Raw genomic sequence first — 19818 nt, 5'->3', positions numbered from 1 at the left:
CGGTGTTGGCACTCTCATTGTCGCTGGAAACGGCAGTGACGGTGGTCTGGTCGGCCCCCAGGGTGTCGGCCCCGGCGTCGTTGGCGGCCCCCTCGATCACGTTGCCGCCGACCGTGGCGGTCTCCTCACTGATGGCGTTGGCGTCGGCCGTGGCCTCCGGAGCATCGTCGGCAATAGCGATGCTAAGATTCCCCGACGCCTCACTACCGTTGTCGTCGGTGACTACAAGGGCCACCGTCTCGGTAAAACCTGTATCGCCCGCTCCTTCCTGCGAGTCGTTGTCGACGCGGGTGTCCAGGGTATAGCTGTAGCTCACCGTGCCACCGGCGGCGTCACCCTCAAAGCCGGTGAGGGTCAATACACCGTAAGGAGTGTCCACCACCACAGGGGCATCCGCGGAAAGACCCTGCATCTGCGACAGCGTCAAGGACTGATCCCCCACCCGGACGCTGGCCACCCCATCCACGCTGGTAAACGCGAAACTGCCGGTCTGGGTCAGCGCCGCGCTGTCGGCTTCGCTGCCGTTGGCCAGGTTGGCTTCGTTCACCGCCACGTCACTGCCTTCGGAGGCAAGCCCAGTCAGACTCACGCCGTCATCCGTGGCGTTCACGGTGATGGTCAGGGTCGCCGGAGAGGTGTCCCCGTCGGCGTCAGTCAGAGTGTAGGTAAAGGTCTCGGTCAGCGTCTCGTCACCACTGAGCGCCTGCACACGCGGGTCACTGTTGTCAAGCTGATAGCTCCAGCTGCCGTCACTGTCGAGCGTCAGGGTACCGTACTCGCCGGTCTCGGCAGGCGCGTCCAGAGCCACGCTGGCCGGCTGATCATCAGTGCTATCAGCGCCACGGGTATCGTTGGTCAACACGTTGCCGGTGATCGCCTGGCCGCTATCCTCAGCCACGCTCGCACGGTCATCGACCGCCGTCGGCACGTCGTCCTGTACCTGGATGGTCAGGCTCGACTCCGCCGTATCCGTATCGCTGTCGGTCACGGTGATCGCGAAGGCATCCTGCAGGCCATCGGCCCCGGTGCCCTGTTCCGTGTGGTCTTCGGTGTTGCCGTCCAGCGTGTAGGACCAGCTGTATTCGCCGTCGCTTTCGGTCACGGTCAAGGTGCCATAGTCACCGTCGACGGTGCCGCCAGCGGTCACGTTAACGCCGTTGATCACCAGCGACTGCAGGGTGTCGCCACCGGTGGTGATAGCGAGCGTCCCGGTGGTGGTCTGACTGTTGCTGCCCTCGGCGCTGCCCCCCTCAAGGCCCGACTCGCTGACGCTGAACTGGCCACCGGCGGTACCCGGACTCGTGTCCGGCACGCTGATGGTCGGCTCGGAGTCCTCCGCCACGGTGACGGTAAAGACCGCGTCACTGGTGTCGCCGTCACCATCGGTGATGGTGTAGTCGATCACCGCATCGCCTTCGAAGCCATCGGCCGGGGTAAAGGTGACCTCACCGGTGTCGGTATCGATCGCGACGCTGCCCTGGCTCGGGTCACGCAGCGTGGCCCTGGTCAGGCTTGCGTCGTCGGCCCCTTGAATGTCGCTGGAGCCATCGACGTTGGTCAGGACGTTATACGTCACCGCGGCATTTTCGTCGGTCTCGGTGGCATCATCGATGGCCGTCGGCACATCATCTTCGATGGCGATGTCGAGTGAGCCAGTCGCGCTACTGCCATCGCTATCCGTTACCGTGATGGCGATGCTATCGACCACGCCATCATCGGTAGCGCCGGCGGTGGAATCGTTGTCGACGTTGTCGTTGAGGACATAGGAGTAGCTGACGGTGCCGCCGCTCTCGCTTCCACTGAACCCGGTGAGAATCAAGGTGCCAAGCGCGGTGTCGATAACCAAGGGGTTGGTCGACAAGTCGTTGAGTCGATCGAGTCCGATCGGGCCACTATCACCGATGCTGAGCGCACCCAGGCCATCGGGCGACGTGAAGGAAAAACTGCCATTGCGGGTCAAGCCCGCGGCATCGGGTGCGCTACCACCCGGCAAGTTTGCCTCGCTGACGGTCTGTTCGACCGCCGCAAACCCGACATCGCTACCGGCCCCGCCGGTATCCGGTCCTGCACCAGACGGGCCGTCCAGGCCACTCAAGGTAACCGGTTCGTCGACGTCCGCCGCCGCACCACCACCATCCTGAGGAACGACCTCGACGCTGTCGCGCTGAACACCGTACTCGTAGGAAAGCGGGGAGACTTGCTCGACTATCCTCAGCAGGCGGACAAAATCGCTACCGCCTTCGGCGCCCGCGCCACCGCCGGCATCCCCGGCAGCCGGCGCTTCAAGGGCCTCAAGCAGGTCTCCCTCGCCGGCTTCGATCGCCGCAATCAGCGCAGCCACCTCAGGATCAGCGATGTTCTCTGCCCCATCGCCACCGCCATCGCCCTGAGCAATCTCCGCGGTCATTCGTACCTGCATGGCATCGACAAGCTCGGTCGCTGGGCGGCCATCATCGAATACGAGGCTGACGCGAGCCCCGTCGGCGGTCACTACTGTTTCGCCATCACGAAGAACATCGCCTTCCTGGAGTAAACGCAGATTCCCATCGGCATCCTTGGCCCAAGCTTTTCCGGATACGGCGGCAACGGTAGCAACGATCATATGGCGACTCTCAACAAGACAGGTGACCTAACGGGGCAATAAACTCAGTTTTGTGCACGATCGACTATAAATGCAGTCGAGCTACTCCAATATCGTACTAGAGGACAGTATCCATCCTGAATGAAGGAAACAAAAAAACAAAAAATCTGTTATTTAACAGATTGTTAAGCAATAAACTGGCTATCACCACGGGTACCAAAGCACTCCTGGCACGTGCACCATCGCCGCCTCGGTCCCAGAGTCACCGCCGAACGACCGCTTTCGACCCACCTATAAATTGCTACACATGCATAGTTTCTCCGCCATCTGAGCAAACCACACGGTGACCGAGCCGATACCCTCTGCCGCCAAACCTGGGACAGCCGTTGCCCCGCGCAGGATCGCGACACAAAGGCGCCCGTGCCGCACGACCACGCATACGGCACGCACGCGGCGCAACACAAAAGGGGGACACCGAAGATGGGTGGCACCGACCGCGCGCACCGGCCTAGGTGCAGGGGGCGGCGACGAGCGAAGCGTCTGGGCTAGCGGGTCAAGGCGACCGGGCCAAGCATATAGGCGAGGCAGCCGGGCCAAGCGTCTGGGCTAAGCGTCTGGGCGAAGCCACCAGGCTAAGCATAGGGACGAGGCGACCGGGCTAAGCATCTGAGCTAAGCGTCTGGGCTAGCGGGCCGAGGCCGCCGAAGGAAGGTCTGAAGATTACCGATATGCCACTGCACCAATAGCGCAACGGGTCCTCGAAACGACAACGCCCCGCGCGGCACAATAGCCGGCGCGGGGCGCATCATGGTGCGCTAAAGGACGCGATCAGCCCTCGGCGAGACGCCACTGCAACGTTTCTCCGGCGCGCAGGGGCACCAGCGTCTTGCCCTCACCGAAGGGCAGCTCCGCCGGCACCTGCCAGGGCGTCCTTTGCAAGGTGATGCGATCGGCATTGCGCGGCAATCCGTAGAAGTCCGGGCCGTGGTGGCTGGCGAATCCTTCCAGGCGATCCAGGGCGCCCGCGTCATCGAAAGCGGTGGCATAGAGCTCGATGGCGGCGAAGGCCGTATAGGCCCCCGCACAGCCACAATCGGTTTCCTTAGCGTCTCGCGCGTGGGGAGCGCTATCGGTGCCGAGGAAGAAGCTCGCGTCGCCGGAGGTAGCGGCTTCGACCAGCGCCTGGCGGTGACGCTCACGCTTCAGTATCGGCAGGCAGTAATAATGGGGGCGAATCCCCCCGACCAGCATGTGGTTGCGGTTGTACAGCAAGTGATGTGCCGTGATCGTGGCACCGATATTGGCCGGCGCCTCTGCGACAAAGCGTGCCGCCTCGGCGGTAGTAATGTGTTCAAACACCACTCGCAGCGTCGGATGCCGTTCCAGCAACGGCTTCATCACTCGCTCGATAAACACCGCCTCGCGATCGAAGATATCGATCTCGGCATCGGTTACCTCACCGTGCACCAGCAGTGGCATGCCCAACCGCGCCATGGCACGGATGGCCTCATCGCAATGCCTAAGGTCGGTCACCCCGGAATCCGAGTTGGTCGTGGCGCCGGCCGGATAGAGCTTCACCGCACGCACCTTGCCGCTGGCCCAGGCCGTCTCAATATCCTCGGCGCTGGTGCGATCGGTCAGGTACAGCGTCATCAGGGGCTCGAACTTCGAACCCTCGGGCAACGCGGCGAGAATGCGCTCACGATAGGCCAAGGCCAGCGCGAGATCCGTCACCGGCGGCTTGAGATTCGGCATGATGATGGCGCGCCCCATCTGGCGGGCGGTGTCGGCGGCCACAGCATCGAGCGCCTCGCCATCGCGCAGGTGAAGGTGCCAGTCGTCGGGGCGGGTCAGGGTAATCGCGTTCACGGGCTGTCCTGTCGTCACGGGTCGATATATGCCGACGCAGTATACCTCAATGACCTGTCCCTCTGGCCCCAAGGCGGCAATTTTGGCGTATCATCGGCGGGCCACTGTTTTCGTGAGGCCCCCATGCCGAAGGTACGTCACTACGCCGATCTCGTCGCCACCCTGGCCGGCCTGATGTGGCTTATGCTGTATTGGTCGATCAGCATTTCACTGCATATCGGCACGCCAGAGCCCGCGCTGGCGGCACTGTTGGCGCTCGGCAGCATGATCCTGGTGAGCTTTGCCCACCGCCCCGTGCGGGTAATGCTCAGCCGCTACCACGTGCGCAAGCGCCGCACCGAGATGTGGATGCACATCCTCGCCTTGCCCCTGACCCTGGCATTCTTGTTCGCCATCGTCATCGACCACCTGCTCACGCCGATGAGCGGGGCGCAGAAGATGCTGCTGTTCAACGTGCTCGCCACCGCCAGCTGGCTCGTGTTCCTGGTCACCTTGCTGGTGAAGCTGATGGTTCGCAACGTCCAGGATCGTCGCGGACGAGACGATGACTCCGGCACAGACACGGATGCTGACACAACAACCAACACCGGCATCACCGCGACCAGCGATGAGGCACGGCTAGAGGCAAGCGATGAGGCTCGGCTAGAGGCAAGCGTTGCCTCGGCGCCGCCACCCGGCCATGAAGACGCCCGTCAGCGCGCCGATGAGACACCGGCCGCCGACGCTACTGACAAGCCGAGCGATACCACCCCGCCCCATCGCTAATCGACTATCGCGAATCAGCCATCGCCATGGTCGGCCGGCGCTAAATCCGGCCATCGCCCGGCCATCGCTCAGGCTGACGCATGCCTGGGTCGCTCATGTGGCCACAACCCCACGACAACCGCTGCCGCCGCCCGCATTCACCGTGGGGCCCTCACCCTCGGGTCCTACGCGCAGGAGACCGCCCCGCCGGGGACCAGCGGCGCCGGAACACTCTTGCCAGAACAAGCTCGCCAGAACACTCTCACCAATACAACGACGCGACACACAGCGACAGCGTCAGACCAAGAAGGGCCACCGCTATTGCGCTGGCCCTTCTGGTGCCGGGTTCCCCCATGCTCATGCGCCGGAAACCGGCCACGTCGGCGCTACCGACCATGGCCCCCGGAGCCGACGTCGCCGCTTCCTCGATCCGAAGCCCTTTTCTGCCGAAGCCCCTTGCTCCGAAGCCCCTTGCTCCGAAGCCCCTTGCTCCGAAGCCCCTTGCTCCGAAGCCCCTTGCTCCAAAGCCCCTTGCTCCGAGACCCTTTGGCGCACCGGGCTAGAAACGCTCCACCCGGAACGGCGCCATATCGATGTCCGGGGTCTCGCCTTCGATCAGTTGGGTCAACAGGTGCCCGGTCGCCGGCCCCAGGGTGAAGCCTTGATGACCATGGCCACAGGCCAACCATAGGCCTGGCTGGCTAACCACCGGTCCAATCACCGGCTTCATGTCGGGGGTGCAAGGCCGAGCCCCTTTCCAGGGCTCCGCCTCGACGCGGTCCCCTACCGGGAACAGATCCCTCGCACTGCGCTCGGCGGCCGCCAACTGACTCGGGTGCGGCGGTGCATCGAGTCGCTCCAACTCGGCCCCGGTGGTCAGTCGGATCCCCGCCTGCATCGGCGCCAGCACATAGCCGACCTCGGCATCCATCACCCAGTGCGACAGTCGGCGTTGCTCCGAGTGCGCGTAGTGCATGTGGTAGCCACGCTTGACGAACAGCGGAATCGACAGGCCCAACTTCCCCATCCATTGCTGAGACCATGGCCCCAGCGCCATCACCAGCGTCTCGGCAACGAGGTCGCCGCCCGATGTCGTCACCCGCCAGCCCTCGCCGTCCTTGCTGACGTGCGTCACATCCGCCTGGAGAATCGTTCCGCCATCTTCCTCGAAGGCCTTGGCGTAGGCCGCTACCAGCGCCCCCGGGTCGGCCACCGTCCAAGGATCGAGCCAGTGAATCGCGCCAGCCAGCGGCCGCTTCAGGTGCGGCTCGCACTCGGCCAGCGCCTGCCCGTCGAGCACCGCGTATTGAATGCCGAAACGCTCACTGTCGGCCTTGGCCTGGTCCGCGCGCTCCTTGAGCCCCGCCTCGCTGCGGTAGACCTCGAGCCAGCCATCGCGGCGCACCAGCGACTCCGCACCGGCGGCCTCGATCATGGCGCCATGTGCCTTGAGGCACTGACCGATCAAGGCGGCGTACTGCGGCACGATACGATCGTATCGACCCGGCGCAGAGTTGTGCCAGTAACGCAGCAGCGGCCCAGCGGTCGACAGCATCGCCTTGGGACGATAGCGGATGTCCACCTGGCGATTGGGCACCACCCTCAGCAACGTGCCCAGATCCCTCGGAAACGGATACGGGCGTACGGCCTCGCGCTGAATGATCCCGGCGTTCCCATACGAGGTTTCACGGCCCGGCTCACGGCGGTCGACCAGGGTCACTTGATGGCCCCGCTGTTTCAGGTGCCAGGCGACTGAAACGCCGACCATGCCGGCTCCTACCACGACGATCTCACGCGACATCCGATCTCTCCTCTCAAGCCTCCCTCAGGATTTCCCCGGGGCTTCCTGGCAAGTTCCCTGGCGTTCTCTATCCGCCCTTCGGGGTGGACACGGCAGGATCATGTTCGGGGCAGGGGCGCTACGCCCGACTAGGCGTCGTCGATGGCACTCATCGCCCCATGCACCGCAACATCATCCCCAAGACTGCTCTAGACGCAGTGATTTCCATTGTAACCCTCGGCCCACTGCAGATGCTTGCCCCAGAATCAGATTCTCGGATCACCAGGACGCTTCATTTTTTAGCGCTCGCCTCGGCGCGATTCTGCTCGATGATGCGCGTGCGCACGAAATCCGAGTGACTCACGTGCAGCAGGTCTGCCAGGGCGCGAATACGGTGCTCCTCGAGTGCATCCTTCTCGCCGTCGGCATAAGCCAGGGCCCACATCTCCTGAACCAGCGCGACCCGTGAACGGTAGCCACAACCGTCGCGCAGCTCGCGCACAAACCGGTGGTGGTCCACCGCACCATCGGCTTCGTCACGCGCCAACGTCATCAGCTCATCAAGCGCCTTCTCGTCCAGAGCGAAGCGCTCGGTCAGCTGACGCCGCATCAACGCGAGCTCGGCCTCGTCGAGGCGGTAATCCGCGCGCACCACCTCACACAGCAGCACCGCCGTCGCCAACGTCAGGTCCGGCGGCGGCGACTCGCTGGCATCTTGTGTCATATCGTTGATCCAACGCTGCAAGGACGCCATCATCGCCATCAGGATTCTCCTCGTTCGATTATCATAGGCACTGTCACGGGGCGCGCCCGGGGCCAGCGTATTGCGGGCGCCTGGTTACAGGTACCCGGCAAGCCGACGTCATCGGGACGAGTCGCCTGGCGTCGCGGCCCTGTCCAGGCCACCGCCGCGCGCAGCCCCCCGCGCACAAAGGGGTTACGCAGGCGGTATCGGTGTACAGTCGCCGCCCCCTCTACCGGCGCCCTCATTCACAGGAGTCTGTCATGCCTCACCCGCTACTGCTTGTCGCCGTTGCCGCGCTGATCGGCGCCATTATTGCCGCAATCGGGGCCTGGCAGGTGCGAGACGTCAACGCCTGGCCTCACGCCGAGGCGACCGTCACCGCGGCGCAAGTCAGCCTATTGGAAGCGCAGCGCCACCAACGCGAACAGGATAACCAACCGCGCCGCTATGCGGCTCACGTCTCGCTGCGCGCCATCATCGATGGCGTCACCATTGACTCCGACAACGCTGCCTTCGATGGCGTTCCCTCGTTCCCTACTCACGCTCAGGCCGAGGCGTATCTGGCGAAGTACCCGGTCGGGAGCAACGTCAGGGTCTGGGTGTCGCCACGCGACTCACGGATAATGTCCCTGGGCGACCAGCCCTTGCCCTGGGGACGCATCGGCCTGGCCGGCTTCCTGGCCCTGGCGAGTATTGGCGCCATGGGCGTCTATCTCGCCAAGAGCTAGACTGCCGAGCGGGCCTACGGTGCTAACGGAATGAGCTAACGGAGCCAGCCTGACGAACCAACCTGACGAACCAACCTGACGAACCAACCTGACGAACCAGCCTGACGAACCAACCTGACGAACCAACCTGACGAACCAGCCTGACGAACAGACCTGACGAGCTACCTTACCGAGCCACCCTGACGAGCCGGCCGCCAAGCACGCCTCGCCTGTCCCGCGCTCAGGCCTCGATGCGTCGCACCAGCAGCACCAACGGCGCGCAGATCAGGTACAAGAGCCCCAGCCACAGGAAGATATCGTTGAAGGCCATGACCTGAGCCTCCCGCGCCACGGTCTGCGAGAGCATCACCACGGCGCTCTGGGACGGATCACTGACATGCCCGGTGAGCATGGCTTGGTAGCCCCCCAGCCGCTCGGTCACCACCTCGCGGCCCTGGCCGAGGGCCGGAATCAGCTGGTTCCAGTGATAGTCCTCGCGCAGGTCGCGAAGGGTATCCATCAACGCCAACCCCAAGGCCCCACCGAGGTTGCGCATCACGTTGAACAGGCCACTGGCGTTACCCACCTCTTCCCGGGGCAAGGTGCCAAGCGCAATACGCGAGGCGGGAATGATGCAGAGGATCAACCCGATACCGCGCACAATCTGCGGCCAGAAGAACTGATCAAAGCCCGATTCGGCGGTGAGATTGGCATTGATCATCGACCCAATGCCAACCAGCAGAAAGCCAATGAACATCATCAGGCGCAGATCCATCAGCCCCGACAACCGACCGGCCACCGGCGCGGTAAAGAACATCGCCACACCGGTCACGAACATGACCTGACCGATCTGAAGGCTGGAGAACCCCCGCACATAGCCGAAGAACAGCGGCATCAGGTAAACGAGCCCATAGAGCGCAATACCGATGATAAATGCCTGAATGGCTCCGAGGGCAAAATTGCGGTTGGCAAAGGCATGCAGGTCGACGATGGGATGATCGTTGCGCAAGGTACGCACGAAGAAGCCGATCGCCGCGAACAGGCACAAGAGTGCCATGCCGAGGATCAACGAGCTGTCGAACCAATCATCCCCCGGTCCCTCTTCCAGCACGAACTCCAGGGTGCCGAGAAACACCGCCATCAAGGTCAGTCCGAGAACATCGAGGCGTCGCACCATGGAGGCGTCGCCCTTGTCGATATCAAGAAAGTTCCATGCCGCCCAGGTCACCAGAATGCCGGGAATGATGTTGGCCAGAAACAACCAGTGCCAGCTGGCAAACTCGGTAATATAGCCGCCCACCGTTGGGCCGATCGACGGTGCAAGGGTAACGACCATACCGATCACCGCCTGCACGCCCCCCATCATGCGTCGCGGGAAGATCGAGAAGCTCACCGCGTAGGTGATAGGAATCATCGCCCCGCCCATGAAGCCCTGGATGGCACGCAGCACGATCAACTGTTCGATGGACGTCGCCAGGGCACAGCCGAGGCTCGCCAGCGTAAACCCCGCGCTGGAAATCACGAAAGCGACCCGCGTCGACAGAATGCGGGTCAACATGCCCGACAGCGGAATCATCACGATCTCGGCGATCAGGTATGACGTCTGAACCCAGGAGATCTCCTCGCTCGAGGCCGACACCCCGGCCTGAATCTCGTTGAGCGAACTGGCGACGATCTGAATGTCCAGAATGGCCATGAACATGCCGAACACCGCCGCGATAAAGCCGATGCGCTGGCGCCACGGTGGCAGTGCGTCCACCACGCCGGCCGCGTCCACCGCTGCACTCATTGCGATGTATCCGCCACGCGGCTGCCCCTATCCGATAATGCAGCGTCGCCCATGTCTGCGCCAGAACGGGCGCCCAGCGTCTCCCCATCGAGCTTACGGGTGTCGACCTCGGGCACCACCGATAGGCCTGCGCGCAACGCGCCGAGCGCATCCGCAGGCCCCAACAGGCGGATCTTCACCGGCACCCGCTGAACGATCTTGTTGAAGTTGCCGGTGGCGTTGTCCTGGGGCAGCAGACTGAATTCCGCCCCCGTCGCCGGTGCCAGGCTATCCACCGCGCCTTCGAACGCGACATCCGGATAAGCGTCGACCACGACGCTGACCGGCTGGCCAATGCGCATGCGCTCGGTCTGGGTTTCCTTGAAGTTGGCCACCACATAGGCCGACTCCACCGGGACCAGGTGCATCAACGTCAACGACGGTTGCGCCAGGTCGCCGACTTCGACCGTAATCGCCCCGACCACGCCATCGCGCGGCGCCACGAGACGTGTTTTCGACAGTCGATGCTCGGCCACCCGCACCGCCGCGCGAGCCGACTCGAGCTGGGCCTCGGCGGCTTGGACATCGGCGTTGGCCACCTCCAGCTGACGCTGGGCCGACACCAGCGCCGCCTGGCGTGCCACCCGCGTCGCGGTGGCCACGCGCAGCGAGGCTTCATCGTCCTGGCGCTGCTGCTGGGAAGCATACTGGCGTGACTCCAGCGACCGCGAGCGCTCGACGTGCCGCTGGGCCTGGGCGACTTGTGCATCGGCAGAGCTGACCTGGGCCTCGGCCTCGGCGATCGCCGCCTGCTGGCGATCTATCTGCCGCCGGGCCTGCACCAGGCGAGCCTCGGCCACCGCCTGGTCTGCCTGCGCCTGCGTCAGCTGATCGCTGGCATCGCTGGCATCGAGTTCCACCAGCACGTCCCCCGCGGAGACCCGCTGATTATCCTCGACGGCCACCGCCATCACCCGGGCCGATAGCTCGGCGCGCAGGGTCACGCTATCGCTCTGGACATAGGCGTTGTCGGTGTCCTCCATGAACCGCCCTACCTGCCACCAGCCCACGCCTTTCCACACCGCTGCCACCAAGGCGACCACCACGACGACAGCGACTACCGCGCCCTTCTTGCGTGTCATGCAAGCTTTCCTCTTCTGATTGGCGATACCGGCTGCGTCTCTCGACGGCGCAGGCGAAGCCGGCCCATTCACTGCCAAGCCGAGTCATGACGGTTCTCACAGACAGGCCGCTAGCGCCGAGCTCGTACCGCCGGGCTCGTACTGCCAGACCTTTGCCGCCACGGGTGTGAACCGTCTGAAAAAAGTGTAGTGTATACTACATTACTGAGTTGAGTTGTCCATCTTCGCCGTCGGCGTCCTATGGTGGATAGTAACCGGTCGAGACCGAGGCGCAGGCAGCGCGCCCTCGCCGCCTCGAGCCCCAGCACACAACGAAGACGCCCGGCCATGACACCTCACGATTCCCGCTCGCCACGCTCTCCTGACGCCTTGACCCCCAAGGGCGAAGCACGGCGCCAGCGCCTGCTGATGGCCGCTCGAGACGTGTTTCTGGAAAAGGGCTTCGCCGGCGCCAGCGTCAACGAGATCGTCTCCCGCGCAGGCGGCTCGCTAAGCACGCTGTACAAGCAGTTCGGCAGCAAGGAAGGTCTGTTTGTCGCCGCGATGGAGGCCCAGGCGGCCAATGTCTGGGGGCTGCTGGAGCAAGCCCACCATCGCCCCCCGAGCGAGGTACTGTTCGAATTTGCCCAGGGACTGATCGACCTGGTCTTCACCCTGAATCACCTGCGTCTGGTGCGCAGCATCGCCGCCGAGGCCGAGCGAACGCCTGAACTCGGGCGGTTGTTTCTCGATCATGGCCCGGACCGCACCCGGCGCGACCTGGCCGACTACCTCCAGGCCCAGCATCGCCGCGGCATCTTGAGAGTCGACGACCCGCGCATGGCGGCGGGCCTGTTCACCGGCATGATCATGGGCGAGTGGCTGATCGATGGCATGGCGGGTCGACTGCCAGACGTCACCCCGGAGCGACGTGATGCCCGAGCCCGAGCCTGCACCACGCTGTTTCTGGCTGGGCTGGACAACCGCCCCACCCCTCCTGACCCAGCGGCCTGACTCGGTGGTCTGAGTGAGTCAATGGCCCAGCTACCGCATCACACCCCCAGCCCCGAGGTCGGTGACGGCCCCATTCCCAGCCCTCGTCCAGCTCCGGGCCCAAACCCAGCCTCAAGCATCAGCGCTGGGTGTCGAGGGCGTGAGTGGATGGCGACCAGCGGTAATCGGCCTGGGAGAAGATCCGCCACTCCCCCGCGCGACGCCTGACGAGGCCGGCCATCACTTTACCCCGGGTCTGACACCAGGCTTTCCAGGCCGCTTCCAGCGTGGCGAACGAGGTCTTTGCCTCCGGATCGCGTATCAGCGCCAGCGCCGATGAGCGCCCCAAGGCACCGATCCCGATATTGAACCCGAGCAAGACCAAGGCATCGAACTCGTGCTGATAGAGACCATCGATGCTGCGCCTGTCGGCGGGCATCGCCAGCAACCTCACCACCGGCCGCTCGACCTGCTTCAAGTCCGCGCGCAGCAAGGCCTCGGCCCAGGCGCGATCGATGCCCAGCGCGAAGTTCGACCACTCCGCCCGGGGAATCAGGTGTCCATAGCCGATGGTGGCGCGGCGATTCCAGGTCCGCAACGGTCGTGAGGTCGCATCATCATAGGGCAGTAGCCGCAGGCCTTCGGCGCGCATCAGCCAGCGTCGCCCTCGCGGGCTTAGCCGGTTAGGTGGCGGCACGGCCGACGGGTCAAGCGCTTCAAAGAAGGACGCCAGTGAGGCCGGCGTCGCTCGGCCGGCTGGCTCCCCCCTGGTCACCGTCTCCGGTGATGAGGGCCGCGTGGCCAATAGTGCAGTGGTTGGTGCGAGGTCGCGTTCCATGCGAGCAAGTCTCCCTGATCCGCCGACGCCCGTGAAATCGGGCGACTGACTTCAGGCTGGCACAGCGACGAGCCGCCCAGGACGACCGGGAGCAAGGTAGTACGACATCGCTGCCCATCGGCGCCGGAATGCGCGAAGCTCGCCAGAAATCGCGGATCCACGCCAGCCGCTCGCATCGACTCGGGCGGATGCAAGCCAGTGGCGACCCTGATGGCTTTCGCCTGTCAGCCTGGCACCGCCGCCCCAAGGTCACGCGCGGCCTTCCCCCAACGATGCAGAAACAGCGCATAGGCCCGCAGCGTATGCCGAACGGAGGCAATTTCGACGCACTCATCGACCCCATGGATGCGCTCCGCCACCGGCCCATAACAGGTACCGGGAATGCCACCCGCCACATGGAATGCCCGCAGGTCCGTGGTACAGGTCAACAGGCTCTGCTCGAGCGGCGATCCGGTCAGGTCCCGGTGGCAGCTCTCCAGCAGACGGATCCCCGAAGCGCCGAGATCCACCAGGTGGCCCTCGGAGCGAAAGCCGTGAAAATCCACACGAACATTGGAGACGCCATCCCCCATGGCGTCACGGGCCGCCTCGACGCAGCGCTCGACTCGGTCCATCACCGCCTCAACGGCCATCCCCGGCGGGAAACCGACTCGTCCCTCGAGAAAGGCATGGGATGGCACACTGGACGCCCAGTTACCGCCTTCGATCCGCCCAATACTCAAATTGAACGGATGTGCCAGGGCATCGTAGGGCGGTTCGCGCTCGGCATTGAGCTCGGCCTCCATGGCCTTGAGGGGCGCCATCAGCGCCTGCAATGCCTCGATGGCATTGGTCCCGGCCGAGGTATTCAGCACATGGGCGGGCACCCCGTCGAGGGCGACACGGAACCACAGCACACCGACCTGACCGGCGATCAACTTGGCCCCGAAGGGCTCGGGGATCAGCACGAAATCGCCACCATGACCATGAGACAGGCAGGCCAGTGCCCCATTCCCGGTGCACTCTTCTTCGATCACCGTCTGCAGCGTCAGCGGAAAATCGATGGCCAGGCCAGCACGCTGCATGGCCGCCACCGCCATCACCATGGCCGCAATGCCGGCTTTCATGTCGCCCGCGCCACGCCCATAAAGCCAGCCGTCTTTCTCGTAGGGGTCCCAGGGCGCCCGGGTCCACATGCTTACCGGTTCTGCCGGCACCACATCCAGATGGCCGTTGAACACCAGATGCGGCCGTGTCGAGGTACCGTTGAGCACCGACACCAAGTTGCAGCGCGTCGCGGCGTCCGGCCAAGCTTGCTGATGCGCCGCCCCGCCACCGGGCGCCCAGAGGCGCGTCGCGGCGCCGTCATCGCCGTCGTCGCTGCCGGGCTCGTCGCCGCCCCGTGCATGACGGCTCGCCGCGTGGCTGGCGCCATGGCCTGCCGAGGCTCGGTGTGCTGAGGGCGCCCCGCAGGGCTCATCCCCCGGTTCGAGCGGCACGCGCTCCACCGGCAGATCGAGGCGCTTCAGCGCGCGTTCCATGACCGCGAGCACGCCCCCCTCCTGCCCCTGCACGCTGTACTCGCGCACCAGGTCCGATGTCAGGGCAAGCGTGTCCGGCAACAGGCTGTCACAGGCGTCGATCAGACGCCTTTCCGTGTCATCCAGGGCAGGCGTTGTCAGCGCCATTTCGGTCATAGGGGACTCATTTGTCGTGTGAAAAAAGGTCGTCAGCCAAAGGGTGCGATCCACTGGCCAGTCGCGGGGCCAGTCGCGGGGCCAGTCGCGGGGCCGGGCGAGTCTGTTAACGTCGTTTGTGTGCGCATTCAGTCAGATTAGCAAGAACTCGACACCTCGCCGTTGAAACCCGTGGGGACACACGAGAGGCAATCGTCTTGACCGAAGGAAATTTAATGTCAGCCCGCGTCATCACTCAGATGCGCCAGCACCGAATCTCGCGCCACACCGAGGTGGTAATCGACGGCGGCGCGGCAACGGTCCGCCTCTCCGCTTTGCAGCGCCTCGAGCAAAAGCCAGTGAGACGTCGCGATGGTGGCGGGCTCGGCATGAGTCTTGCCGATCAAGGCAATGCACAGGCGCATCTCGAAGGTCAGGTCCTCGAAGGCACGCAGCAGCCGGGGGTTGTCGGCGAACTCGAAGACCATGCGATGAAAGGTCAGGTCCTCCTCGATCTTGCGCCCGTCATCGCTGCCCTGGGCGACCTCGCACATCAGCTCGATCTGCCGACGCAGGCGCGCCTCGATGGTGGCATCGAAGCGACCCAGCAGGCGGTCGAAGGCGTGTCGCTCGAGCCCGATGCGCAGGTCGAACACCCCCTCCAGCTCCCGGGGGTCGAGGCTTCTGACGAAGAAGCCTCGGCGCGGCCGGGAGACCACCAATCCGCGGCTCTCCAACAGCCGCGCCGCCTCCCTCACCGGCGCCCGGCTCACGCCAAGCTCGGTGGCCAACGCTACCTCGGACAGCCGGGCGCCGGGCGCAAACCGCGACGACAGAATCGCCTCGGTCAGGTAGTCGGCCACCTGGTCGACCAGGTTACGCTGGGCAATGAAGGCTGACGGGAGTGTGTCGGAGTTGGACATGACAGGGCCTACAGCAGAGACGCCGACCGGCGTCGATAGTCGTCAAGGGGAGTCGCTCGCCCGTCAGTATGGACGACTTGGCGTGATGTCGATAGTCGACTGCCGACTGTCGACAGTTTGCGAGAGGGTTGCTATGTTCAATAGAGACTAAAAAAACGTCTCGTAATCACTCGACCGTAATCACTAGCGCTCGACCGTAATCACTAGCACTCACCAGCACTCGACAACCATCAACATCAGACCGTCAGAAAACAGCCCGGCGTTTCGTCCCATAACAACAACCTCAAGGTGCCCCATGAAAACCACTCCCGTCTCTACCGGCAGCTTGCCGAGCTCCGCGACGCTCAGGCTCACCGCCGCAACCTTTGCCGCCCTGTCGCTGAGCCTCGTGACCGGCGCATCGAGCACTGCCCTCGCCCAGGACGAGGCATCGTCCGACGCCCAGGGCCAGGAGCAAGGCACGCCGCAGCGTGGCGGCGTAATCGATACGATCATCCAGCCCGAGCCTCCCGGGCTGGTCCTGGGCATGGTCCAGAACGCCCCGACCCGAACCGTCGCCGGCAACATCTATGAGGGCCTGCTGCGCTACTCGACCGACCTGGAACCGATGCCGCAGCTGGCCAAGAGCTGGGACGTCAGCGACGACGGTCTGACCTACACCTTCCACCTTCAGGAAAACGTCACCTGGCACGATGGCGAGCCCTTCAGCGCCGATGATGTCGTGTTCTCCGCCGACGTCTTCCACCGCGAGCTCAACCCCAGCGCCCGCGCCGTGCTCGACCACGTCGACAGCATCGAGGCACTCGACGAGAACACCGTGGAGTTCACCCTCAAGAAGCCCTTCGGCCCCTTTCTCATCTCGTTTGAAGCCGGCACCTTCACCATGGTGCCCAAGCATATCTACGAAGGTACCGACTTTCGCAACAACGAGGCCAACAACCACCCGATCGGCACGGGCCCGTTCAAGTTCGACAGCTGGGATCGTGGCACCGTCATCAAGCTGGTCCGCAACGACGACTACTACGAAGAGGGCTTGCCCTACCTCGACGGCATCAACTGGCACGTCATCCCCGACGGCGCCTCTCGCGCCGTGGCCTATGAAAACGGCACCGTCGATGTGCTGCCCTACGGCACCGTGGAAAACTTCGACGTGCCACGCCTGACCAACATGGACAACACCTGCGTCACCGAGAAGGGCCACGAGTACTTCAGCCCCTTCGCCATGCTATGGATGAACAACCGCGAAGGGCCGACGGCCGACAAGCGCTTCCGCCAGGCGGTGATGTACGCCATGGACCGAGAATTCGCACGTGACGTGCTGTGGAACGGCATGGGCAAGGTCCCCACCGGCCCCTTCGGCAGCAACGCCAAGTTCAATGACCCAGACCTCGACGGCTACGAGTACGACCCCGACAGGGCCGAGGAGCTGCTCGACGAGATGGGCTACGACGGCGAGGAAGTGACGCTGCTGCCGCTGCCCTACGGCGAAACCTGGAACCGCTGGGCCGAAGCCGTACAGCAAAACTTGAAGGAAGTCGGCATCAACGTGCGCACCGAAGCCACCGACGTCGGCGGCTGGAACCAGCGCCTGGGCGAGCGTGACTTCGACCTCGCCTTCACCTACCTGTACCAGTACGGCGACCCGGCACTGGGCATTTCGCGCACCTACCTCTCGACCAACACCGAGAAGGGCTCGCCGTGGAACAACGTCGAAGGCTATGAGAACCCGGAAGTGGATGCGCTGTTCAATGAGGCCGCCACGGCCCACCCGGACTCCGAGCGCGAACGCCTCTACCACGAGGTGCAGGAAACCCTGGTCGCCGACGCCCCCCTCGGCTGGCTCTTGGAGCTGGGGTTCCCGACCATCTACCGCTGCAACGTCAACAACCTGGTGACGTCTGGCGTGGGCGTGAACGACGGCTTCAAGGACGCCTGGATCGCGGACTGACCCGACGTGGCGGCCCTGGGTGTGATGTGAGGTGTGATGCGACGTGCGACATGAGGTGCGATGTGAACATCGCGCCCAGGGCCGCCGGCAGGCGTGGGTCGTTCGGCGGGTGTGCCGCGCGACCCACCGACGGCCCCAGGGCCACCACCGGGATGAAAGCCCGCACGCCCTTCCGCCCCACCAGGCGCACGCCCGCGCGCCATTTGCGCGCTTTGACGCACCTTTAACCTGCGCCTTTCCATGAGCGCTTCCATGCGCCCTTCCATGCTAGGACTCCGGCCATGCTCTACGCCCGCCTGATTCTGATGCGATTGCTCAAGGCCGCCATCGTGCTGCTGATGATCATCGTGTTCAACTTCGTGCTGATTCAACTCGCCCCCGGCGATCCCGCGTCGATTCTGGCCGGTGAGGCCGGTGCCGCCGACGAGGCCTTTATCGCCCAGTTGCGCGAGCAATTTGGCCTCGATCAGCCCATGTACGTGCAGCTTTGGCAGTACGTCTCGGGCATCGCCACGCTAGATTTCGGCTATTCCTATCGCCAGCAGATGCCGGTGCTCGACCTGATCCTCGACCGCCTGCCGGCGACCCTGCTGCTGACCGGCACCGCCTTCGTGCTGTCTCTTGGCCTTGGCATCCTGGCCGGCTCCATGGCCGCCATGCGGGTCAAGAAGGCCTCGGGCTCGCTGATCATGGCCCTGGCGCTGGTGTTCTACGCCACGCCGCTGTTCTGGGTGGCGCTGATGGCGGTGGTGCTGTTTTCGGTCTATCTCGACTGGCTGCCCGCCTACGGCATGTTCACCGTGGGTGCCAACCTCGACGGACTGGCCTTCGCCTGGGACGTCGCGAAGCATCTGGTGCTGCCGGCCACCACCCTTGGGCTGTTCTTCATGGCGATCTATACGCGCATGACGCGTACCTCGATGCTCGACGCGGCCCAGCAGGATTTCGTCAAGACCGCCAAGGCCAAGGGCCTGCATCCCCGCCTGATTCAGCGCCGCCACATCTTGCGCAATGCGCTGCTGCCGATCATCACCCTGGCTGGCCTGCAGGCCGGCCAGATGGTCGGTGGCGCGATCCTGACCGAAACGGTCTTCGCCTGGCCCGGCATCGGCCGGCTGATGTACGAGGCGCTGATGCAGCGTGACTACAACCTGCTGCTCGGCATCTTCTTCTTTTCCTCGGCGCTGGTGATCGCGTTCAACATCATCACCGATCTGGTCTATCGCCTGGCCGATCCACGCATCAAGGGGGCCGCATGAGCTTCTTCGCACGCTTCGCCCAGAACCGCGGCGCCCTGGTGGGGCTGATTATCCTGTGGGCCATCATCGCCATGGCGCTGCTGGCGCCGCTGCTCTTCCCTGACTCCCCCTGGCGCATGGTCCAGCGTCCCTTTCTGGCGCCCTTCGAGCAGCCGGGGTTCTGGCTCGGCACCGACACCATGGGCCGCAACGTCGCCTCCGGGTTGATGCACGGGGCCTGGGTGTCGCTGCTGATCGGGCTGGTCTCGACCATGGTGGCGCTTGCCATCGGCGTGCCCATCGGGGCGCTTGCCGGTTACTACGGTGGCCTGGTGGACGACGGCCTGATGCGGTTCACCGAGTTCTTCCAGACCATCCCCAACTTCGCCCTCGCCATCGTGCTGGTGGCGATCATGCAACCCAGCGTGACCTCCATCGTGCTGGCCATCGCCATCGTCAGCTGGCCGCCGGTGGCGCGCCTGGTGCGTGCCGAGTTCCTGTCGCTGCGTCACCGCGAATACGTCGAGGCCGCCAGGCTCGTCGGCCAATCCAACCTGACCATCATCCTGCGCCAGATTCTGCCCAATACGCTGTCGCCGATCATCGTGCTGGCCTCACTGATGGTTGCCACCGCCATCCTGCTCGAATCGGCGCTGTCGTTTCTCGGCCTTGGCGATCCCAACGTCATGTCCTGGGGGTACATGATCGGCGCGGCTCGCACCGTCATTCGCCAGGCCTGGTGGCTGTCGTTCTTCCCCGGCGTCGCCATTCTGCTGACGGTGCTGGCCTTGAACCTGGTCGGCGAGGGCCTGGACGACGCCCTCAATCCCAAACTGGCACGGGAGCGCTAGGCCGATGACGACTGCACAGCGACCGCCACGCATCCGCACGACAGCCACGCATCCCCC

The 19818-nt window shown here is 64.4% G+C and carries 15 protein-coding genes; 6 read left to right on the top strand and 9 right to left on the bottom strand.

The window, feature by feature from the left end; translation table 11 throughout:
- The coding region (locus tag ACUN9Y_RS07595; protein ID WP_445460075.1) for a retention module-containing protein at positions 1-2602 on the bottom strand (2602 nt) is incomplete at its 3' end.
- An 807-nt stretch (positions 2603-3409) separates the two neighbouring features.
- Complete coding sequence (pyrC, locus tag ACUN9Y_RS07590; protein WP_445460074.1) at positions 3410-4450, bottom strand: dihydroorotase; 1041 nt, start codon at positions 4448-4450, stop codon at positions 3410-3412.
- 123 nt (positions 4451-4573) lie between these two features.
- On the opposite strand from pyrC, the gene ACUN9Y_RS07585 reads away from it, so the two are divergent.
- On the top strand, positions 4574-5215 hold the full coding sequence (locus ACUN9Y_RS07585; protein ID WP_445460073.1) for a hypothetical protein: 642 nt from the start codon (positions 4574-4576) through the stop codon (positions 5213-5215).
- A gap of 538 nt (positions 5216-5753) precedes the next feature.
- Here the strand turns inward: ACUN9Y_RS07585 and ACUN9Y_RS07580 are convergent.
- Together ACUN9Y_RS07580 and ACUN9Y_RS07575 are read right to left on the bottom strand one after the other, a co-directional pair.
- A complete protein-coding gene (locus ACUN9Y_RS07580; protein WP_445460072.1) occupies positions 5754-6995 on the bottom strand; it encodes an NAD(P)/FAD-dependent oxidoreductase in 1242 nt (413 codons plus the stop codon).
- Between the two features lie 271 nt (positions 6996-7266).
- The gene (locus ACUN9Y_RS07575) at positions 7267-7737 is read right to left on the bottom strand and encodes a tellurite resistance TerB family protein (protein ID WP_445460071.1); all 471 of its coding nucleotides are present in this window, start codon (positions 7735-7737) and stop codon (positions 7267-7269) included.
- A gap of 242 nt (positions 7738-7979) precedes the next feature.
- Here ACUN9Y_RS07575 and ACUN9Y_RS07570 point away from each other — a divergent pair, with 242 nt between their 5' ends.
- A complete protein-coding gene (locus ACUN9Y_RS07570) occupies positions 7980-8447 on the top strand; it encodes a DUF3592 domain-containing protein (RefSeq protein WP_445460070.1) in 468 nt (155 codons plus the stop codon).
- Positions 8448-8667: 220 nt separating this feature from the next.
- Here the strand turns inward: ACUN9Y_RS07570 and ACUN9Y_RS07565 are convergent, their stop codons facing one another.
- Together ACUN9Y_RS07565 and ACUN9Y_RS07560 are read right to left on the bottom strand one after the other, a co-directional pair.
- Entirely contained in the window at positions 8668-10215 is a 1548-nt protein-coding gene (locus tag ACUN9Y_RS07565; protein ID WP_445460069.1) for a DHA2 family efflux MFS transporter permease subunit, read from the bottom strand.
- On the bottom strand, positions 10212-11336 hold the full coding sequence (locus ACUN9Y_RS07560) for an HlyD family secretion protein (RefSeq protein WP_445460068.1): 1125 nt from the start codon (positions 11334-11336) through the stop codon (positions 10212-10214). Before ACUN9Y_RS07560 ends, ACUN9Y_RS07565 begins: the two co-directional genes overlap by 4 nt.
- Positions 11337-11663: 327 nt before the next feature.
- Between ACUN9Y_RS07560 and ACUN9Y_RS07555 the strand changes: the two genes are divergently transcribed.
- The gene (locus ACUN9Y_RS07555) at positions 11664-12329 is read left to right on the top strand and encodes a TetR/AcrR family transcriptional regulator (protein WP_445460067.1); all 666 of its coding nucleotides are present in this window, start codon (positions 11664-11666) and stop codon (positions 12327-12329) included.
- 118 nt (positions 12330-12447) lie between these two features.
- Here ACUN9Y_RS07555 and ACUN9Y_RS07550 read toward each other — a convergent pair whose 3' ends face one another.
- The 3 genes from ACUN9Y_RS07550 to ACUN9Y_RS07540 form a co-directional block, all read right to left on the bottom strand.
- Positions 12448-13146 (bottom strand): lysozyme, encoded by a 699-nt coding sequence (locus ACUN9Y_RS07550; RefSeq protein WP_445460066.1) that lies wholly within the window; start codon positions 13144-13146, stop codon positions 12448-12450.
- Positions 13147-13370: 224 nt separating this feature from the next.
- Positions 13371-14822, bottom strand: a complete 1452-nt coding sequence (locus tag ACUN9Y_RS07545) for an ArgE/DapE family deacylase (RefSeq protein ID WP_445460065.1) — start codon at positions 14820-14822, stop codon at positions 13371-13373.
- Between the two features lie 218 nt (positions 14823-15040).
- The gene (locus ACUN9Y_RS07540) at positions 15041-15724 is read right to left on the bottom strand and encodes a GntR family transcriptional regulator (protein ID WP_445460064.1); all 684 of its coding nucleotides are present in this window, start codon (positions 15722-15724) and stop codon (positions 15041-15043) included.
- Positions 15725-16019: 295 nt separating this feature from the next.
- Between ACUN9Y_RS07540 and ACUN9Y_RS07535 the strand changes: the two genes are divergently transcribed.
- The 3 genes from ACUN9Y_RS07535 (at position 16020) to ACUN9Y_RS07525 (ending at position 19761) form a co-directional block, all read left to right on the top strand.
- Positions 16020-17672: an ABC transporter substrate-binding protein gene (locus ACUN9Y_RS07535; protein WP_445460063.1), complete on the top strand. Its 1653-nt coding sequence runs from the start codon at positions 16020-16022 to the stop codon at positions 17670-17672.
- Positions 17673-17953: 281 nt separating this feature from the next.
- A complete protein-coding gene (locus ACUN9Y_RS07530; RefSeq protein WP_445460062.1) occupies positions 17954-18931 on the top strand; it encodes an ABC transporter permease in 978 nt (325 codons plus the stop codon).
- Positions 18928-19761 (top strand): ABC transporter permease, encoded by an 834-nt coding sequence (locus ACUN9Y_RS07525; protein ID WP_445460061.1) that lies wholly within the window; start codon positions 18928-18930, stop codon positions 19759-19761. The genes ACUN9Y_RS07530 and ACUN9Y_RS07525 overlap by 4 nt, the downstream gene beginning before the upstream one ends.
- Positions 19762-19818 lie beyond the last annotated feature (57 nt).

Source organism: Halomonas sp. V046 (assembly GCF_052645355.1).
The sequence above is the reverse complement of the archived record's forward strand: the minus strand, read 5'-3'. Positions and strand labels throughout refer to the sequence as shown.

Bases quoted from the DNA above. Each gene is read 5' to 3' on its own strand.
- ACUN9Y_RS07580 (WP_445460072.1), bottom strand. From the start codon at position 6,995: ATGTCGCGTGAGATCGTCGTGGTAGGAGCCGGCATGGTCGGCGTTTCA.
- ACUN9Y_RS07535 (WP_445460063.1), top strand. From the start codon at position 16,020: ATGAAAACCACTCCCGTCTCTACCGGCAGCTTGCCGAGCTCCGCGACG.
- ACUN9Y_RS07565 (WP_445460069.1), bottom strand. From the start codon at position 10,215: ATGAGTGCAGCGGTGGACGCGGCCGGCGTGGTGGACGCACTGCCACCG.
- ACUN9Y_RS07555 (WP_445460067.1), top strand. From the start codon at position 11,664: ATGACACCTCACGATTCCCGCTCGCCACGCTCTCCTGACGCCTTGACC.
- ACUN9Y_RS07530 (WP_445460062.1), top strand. From the start codon at position 17,954: ATGCTCTACGCCCGCCTGATTCTGATGCGATTGCTCAAGGCCGCCATC.
- ACUN9Y_RS07545 (WP_445460065.1), bottom strand. From the start codon at position 14,822: ATGACCGAAATGGCGCTGACAACGCCTGCCCTGGATGACACGGAAAGG.
- ACUN9Y_RS07550 (WP_445460066.1), bottom strand. From the start codon at position 13,146: ATGGAACGCGACCTCGCACCAACCACTGCACTATTGGCCACGCGGCCC.
- ACUN9Y_RS07575 (WP_445460071.1), bottom strand. From the start codon at position 7,737: ATGGCGATGATGGCGTCCTTGCAGCGTTGGATCAACGATATGACACAA.
- ACUN9Y_RS07540 (WP_445460064.1), bottom strand. From the start codon at position 15,724: ATGTCCAACTCCGACACACTCCCGTCAGCCTTCATTGCCCAGCGTAAC.
- ACUN9Y_RS07570 (WP_445460070.1), top strand. From the start codon at position 7,980: ATGCCTCACCCGCTACTGCTTGTCGCCGTTGCCGCGCTGATCGGCGCC.
- ACUN9Y_RS07585 (WP_445460073.1), top strand. From the start codon at position 4,574: ATGCCGAAGGTACGTCACTACGCCGATCTCGTCGCCACCCTGGCCGGC.
- ACUN9Y_RS07560 (WP_445460068.1), bottom strand. From the start codon at position 11,336: ATGACACGCAAGAAGGGCGCGGTAGTCGCTGTCGTCGTGGTGGTCGCC.
- ACUN9Y_RS07525 (WP_445460061.1), top strand. From the start codon at position 18,928: ATGAGCTTCTTCGCACGCTTCGCCCAGAACCGCGGCGCCCTGGTGGGG.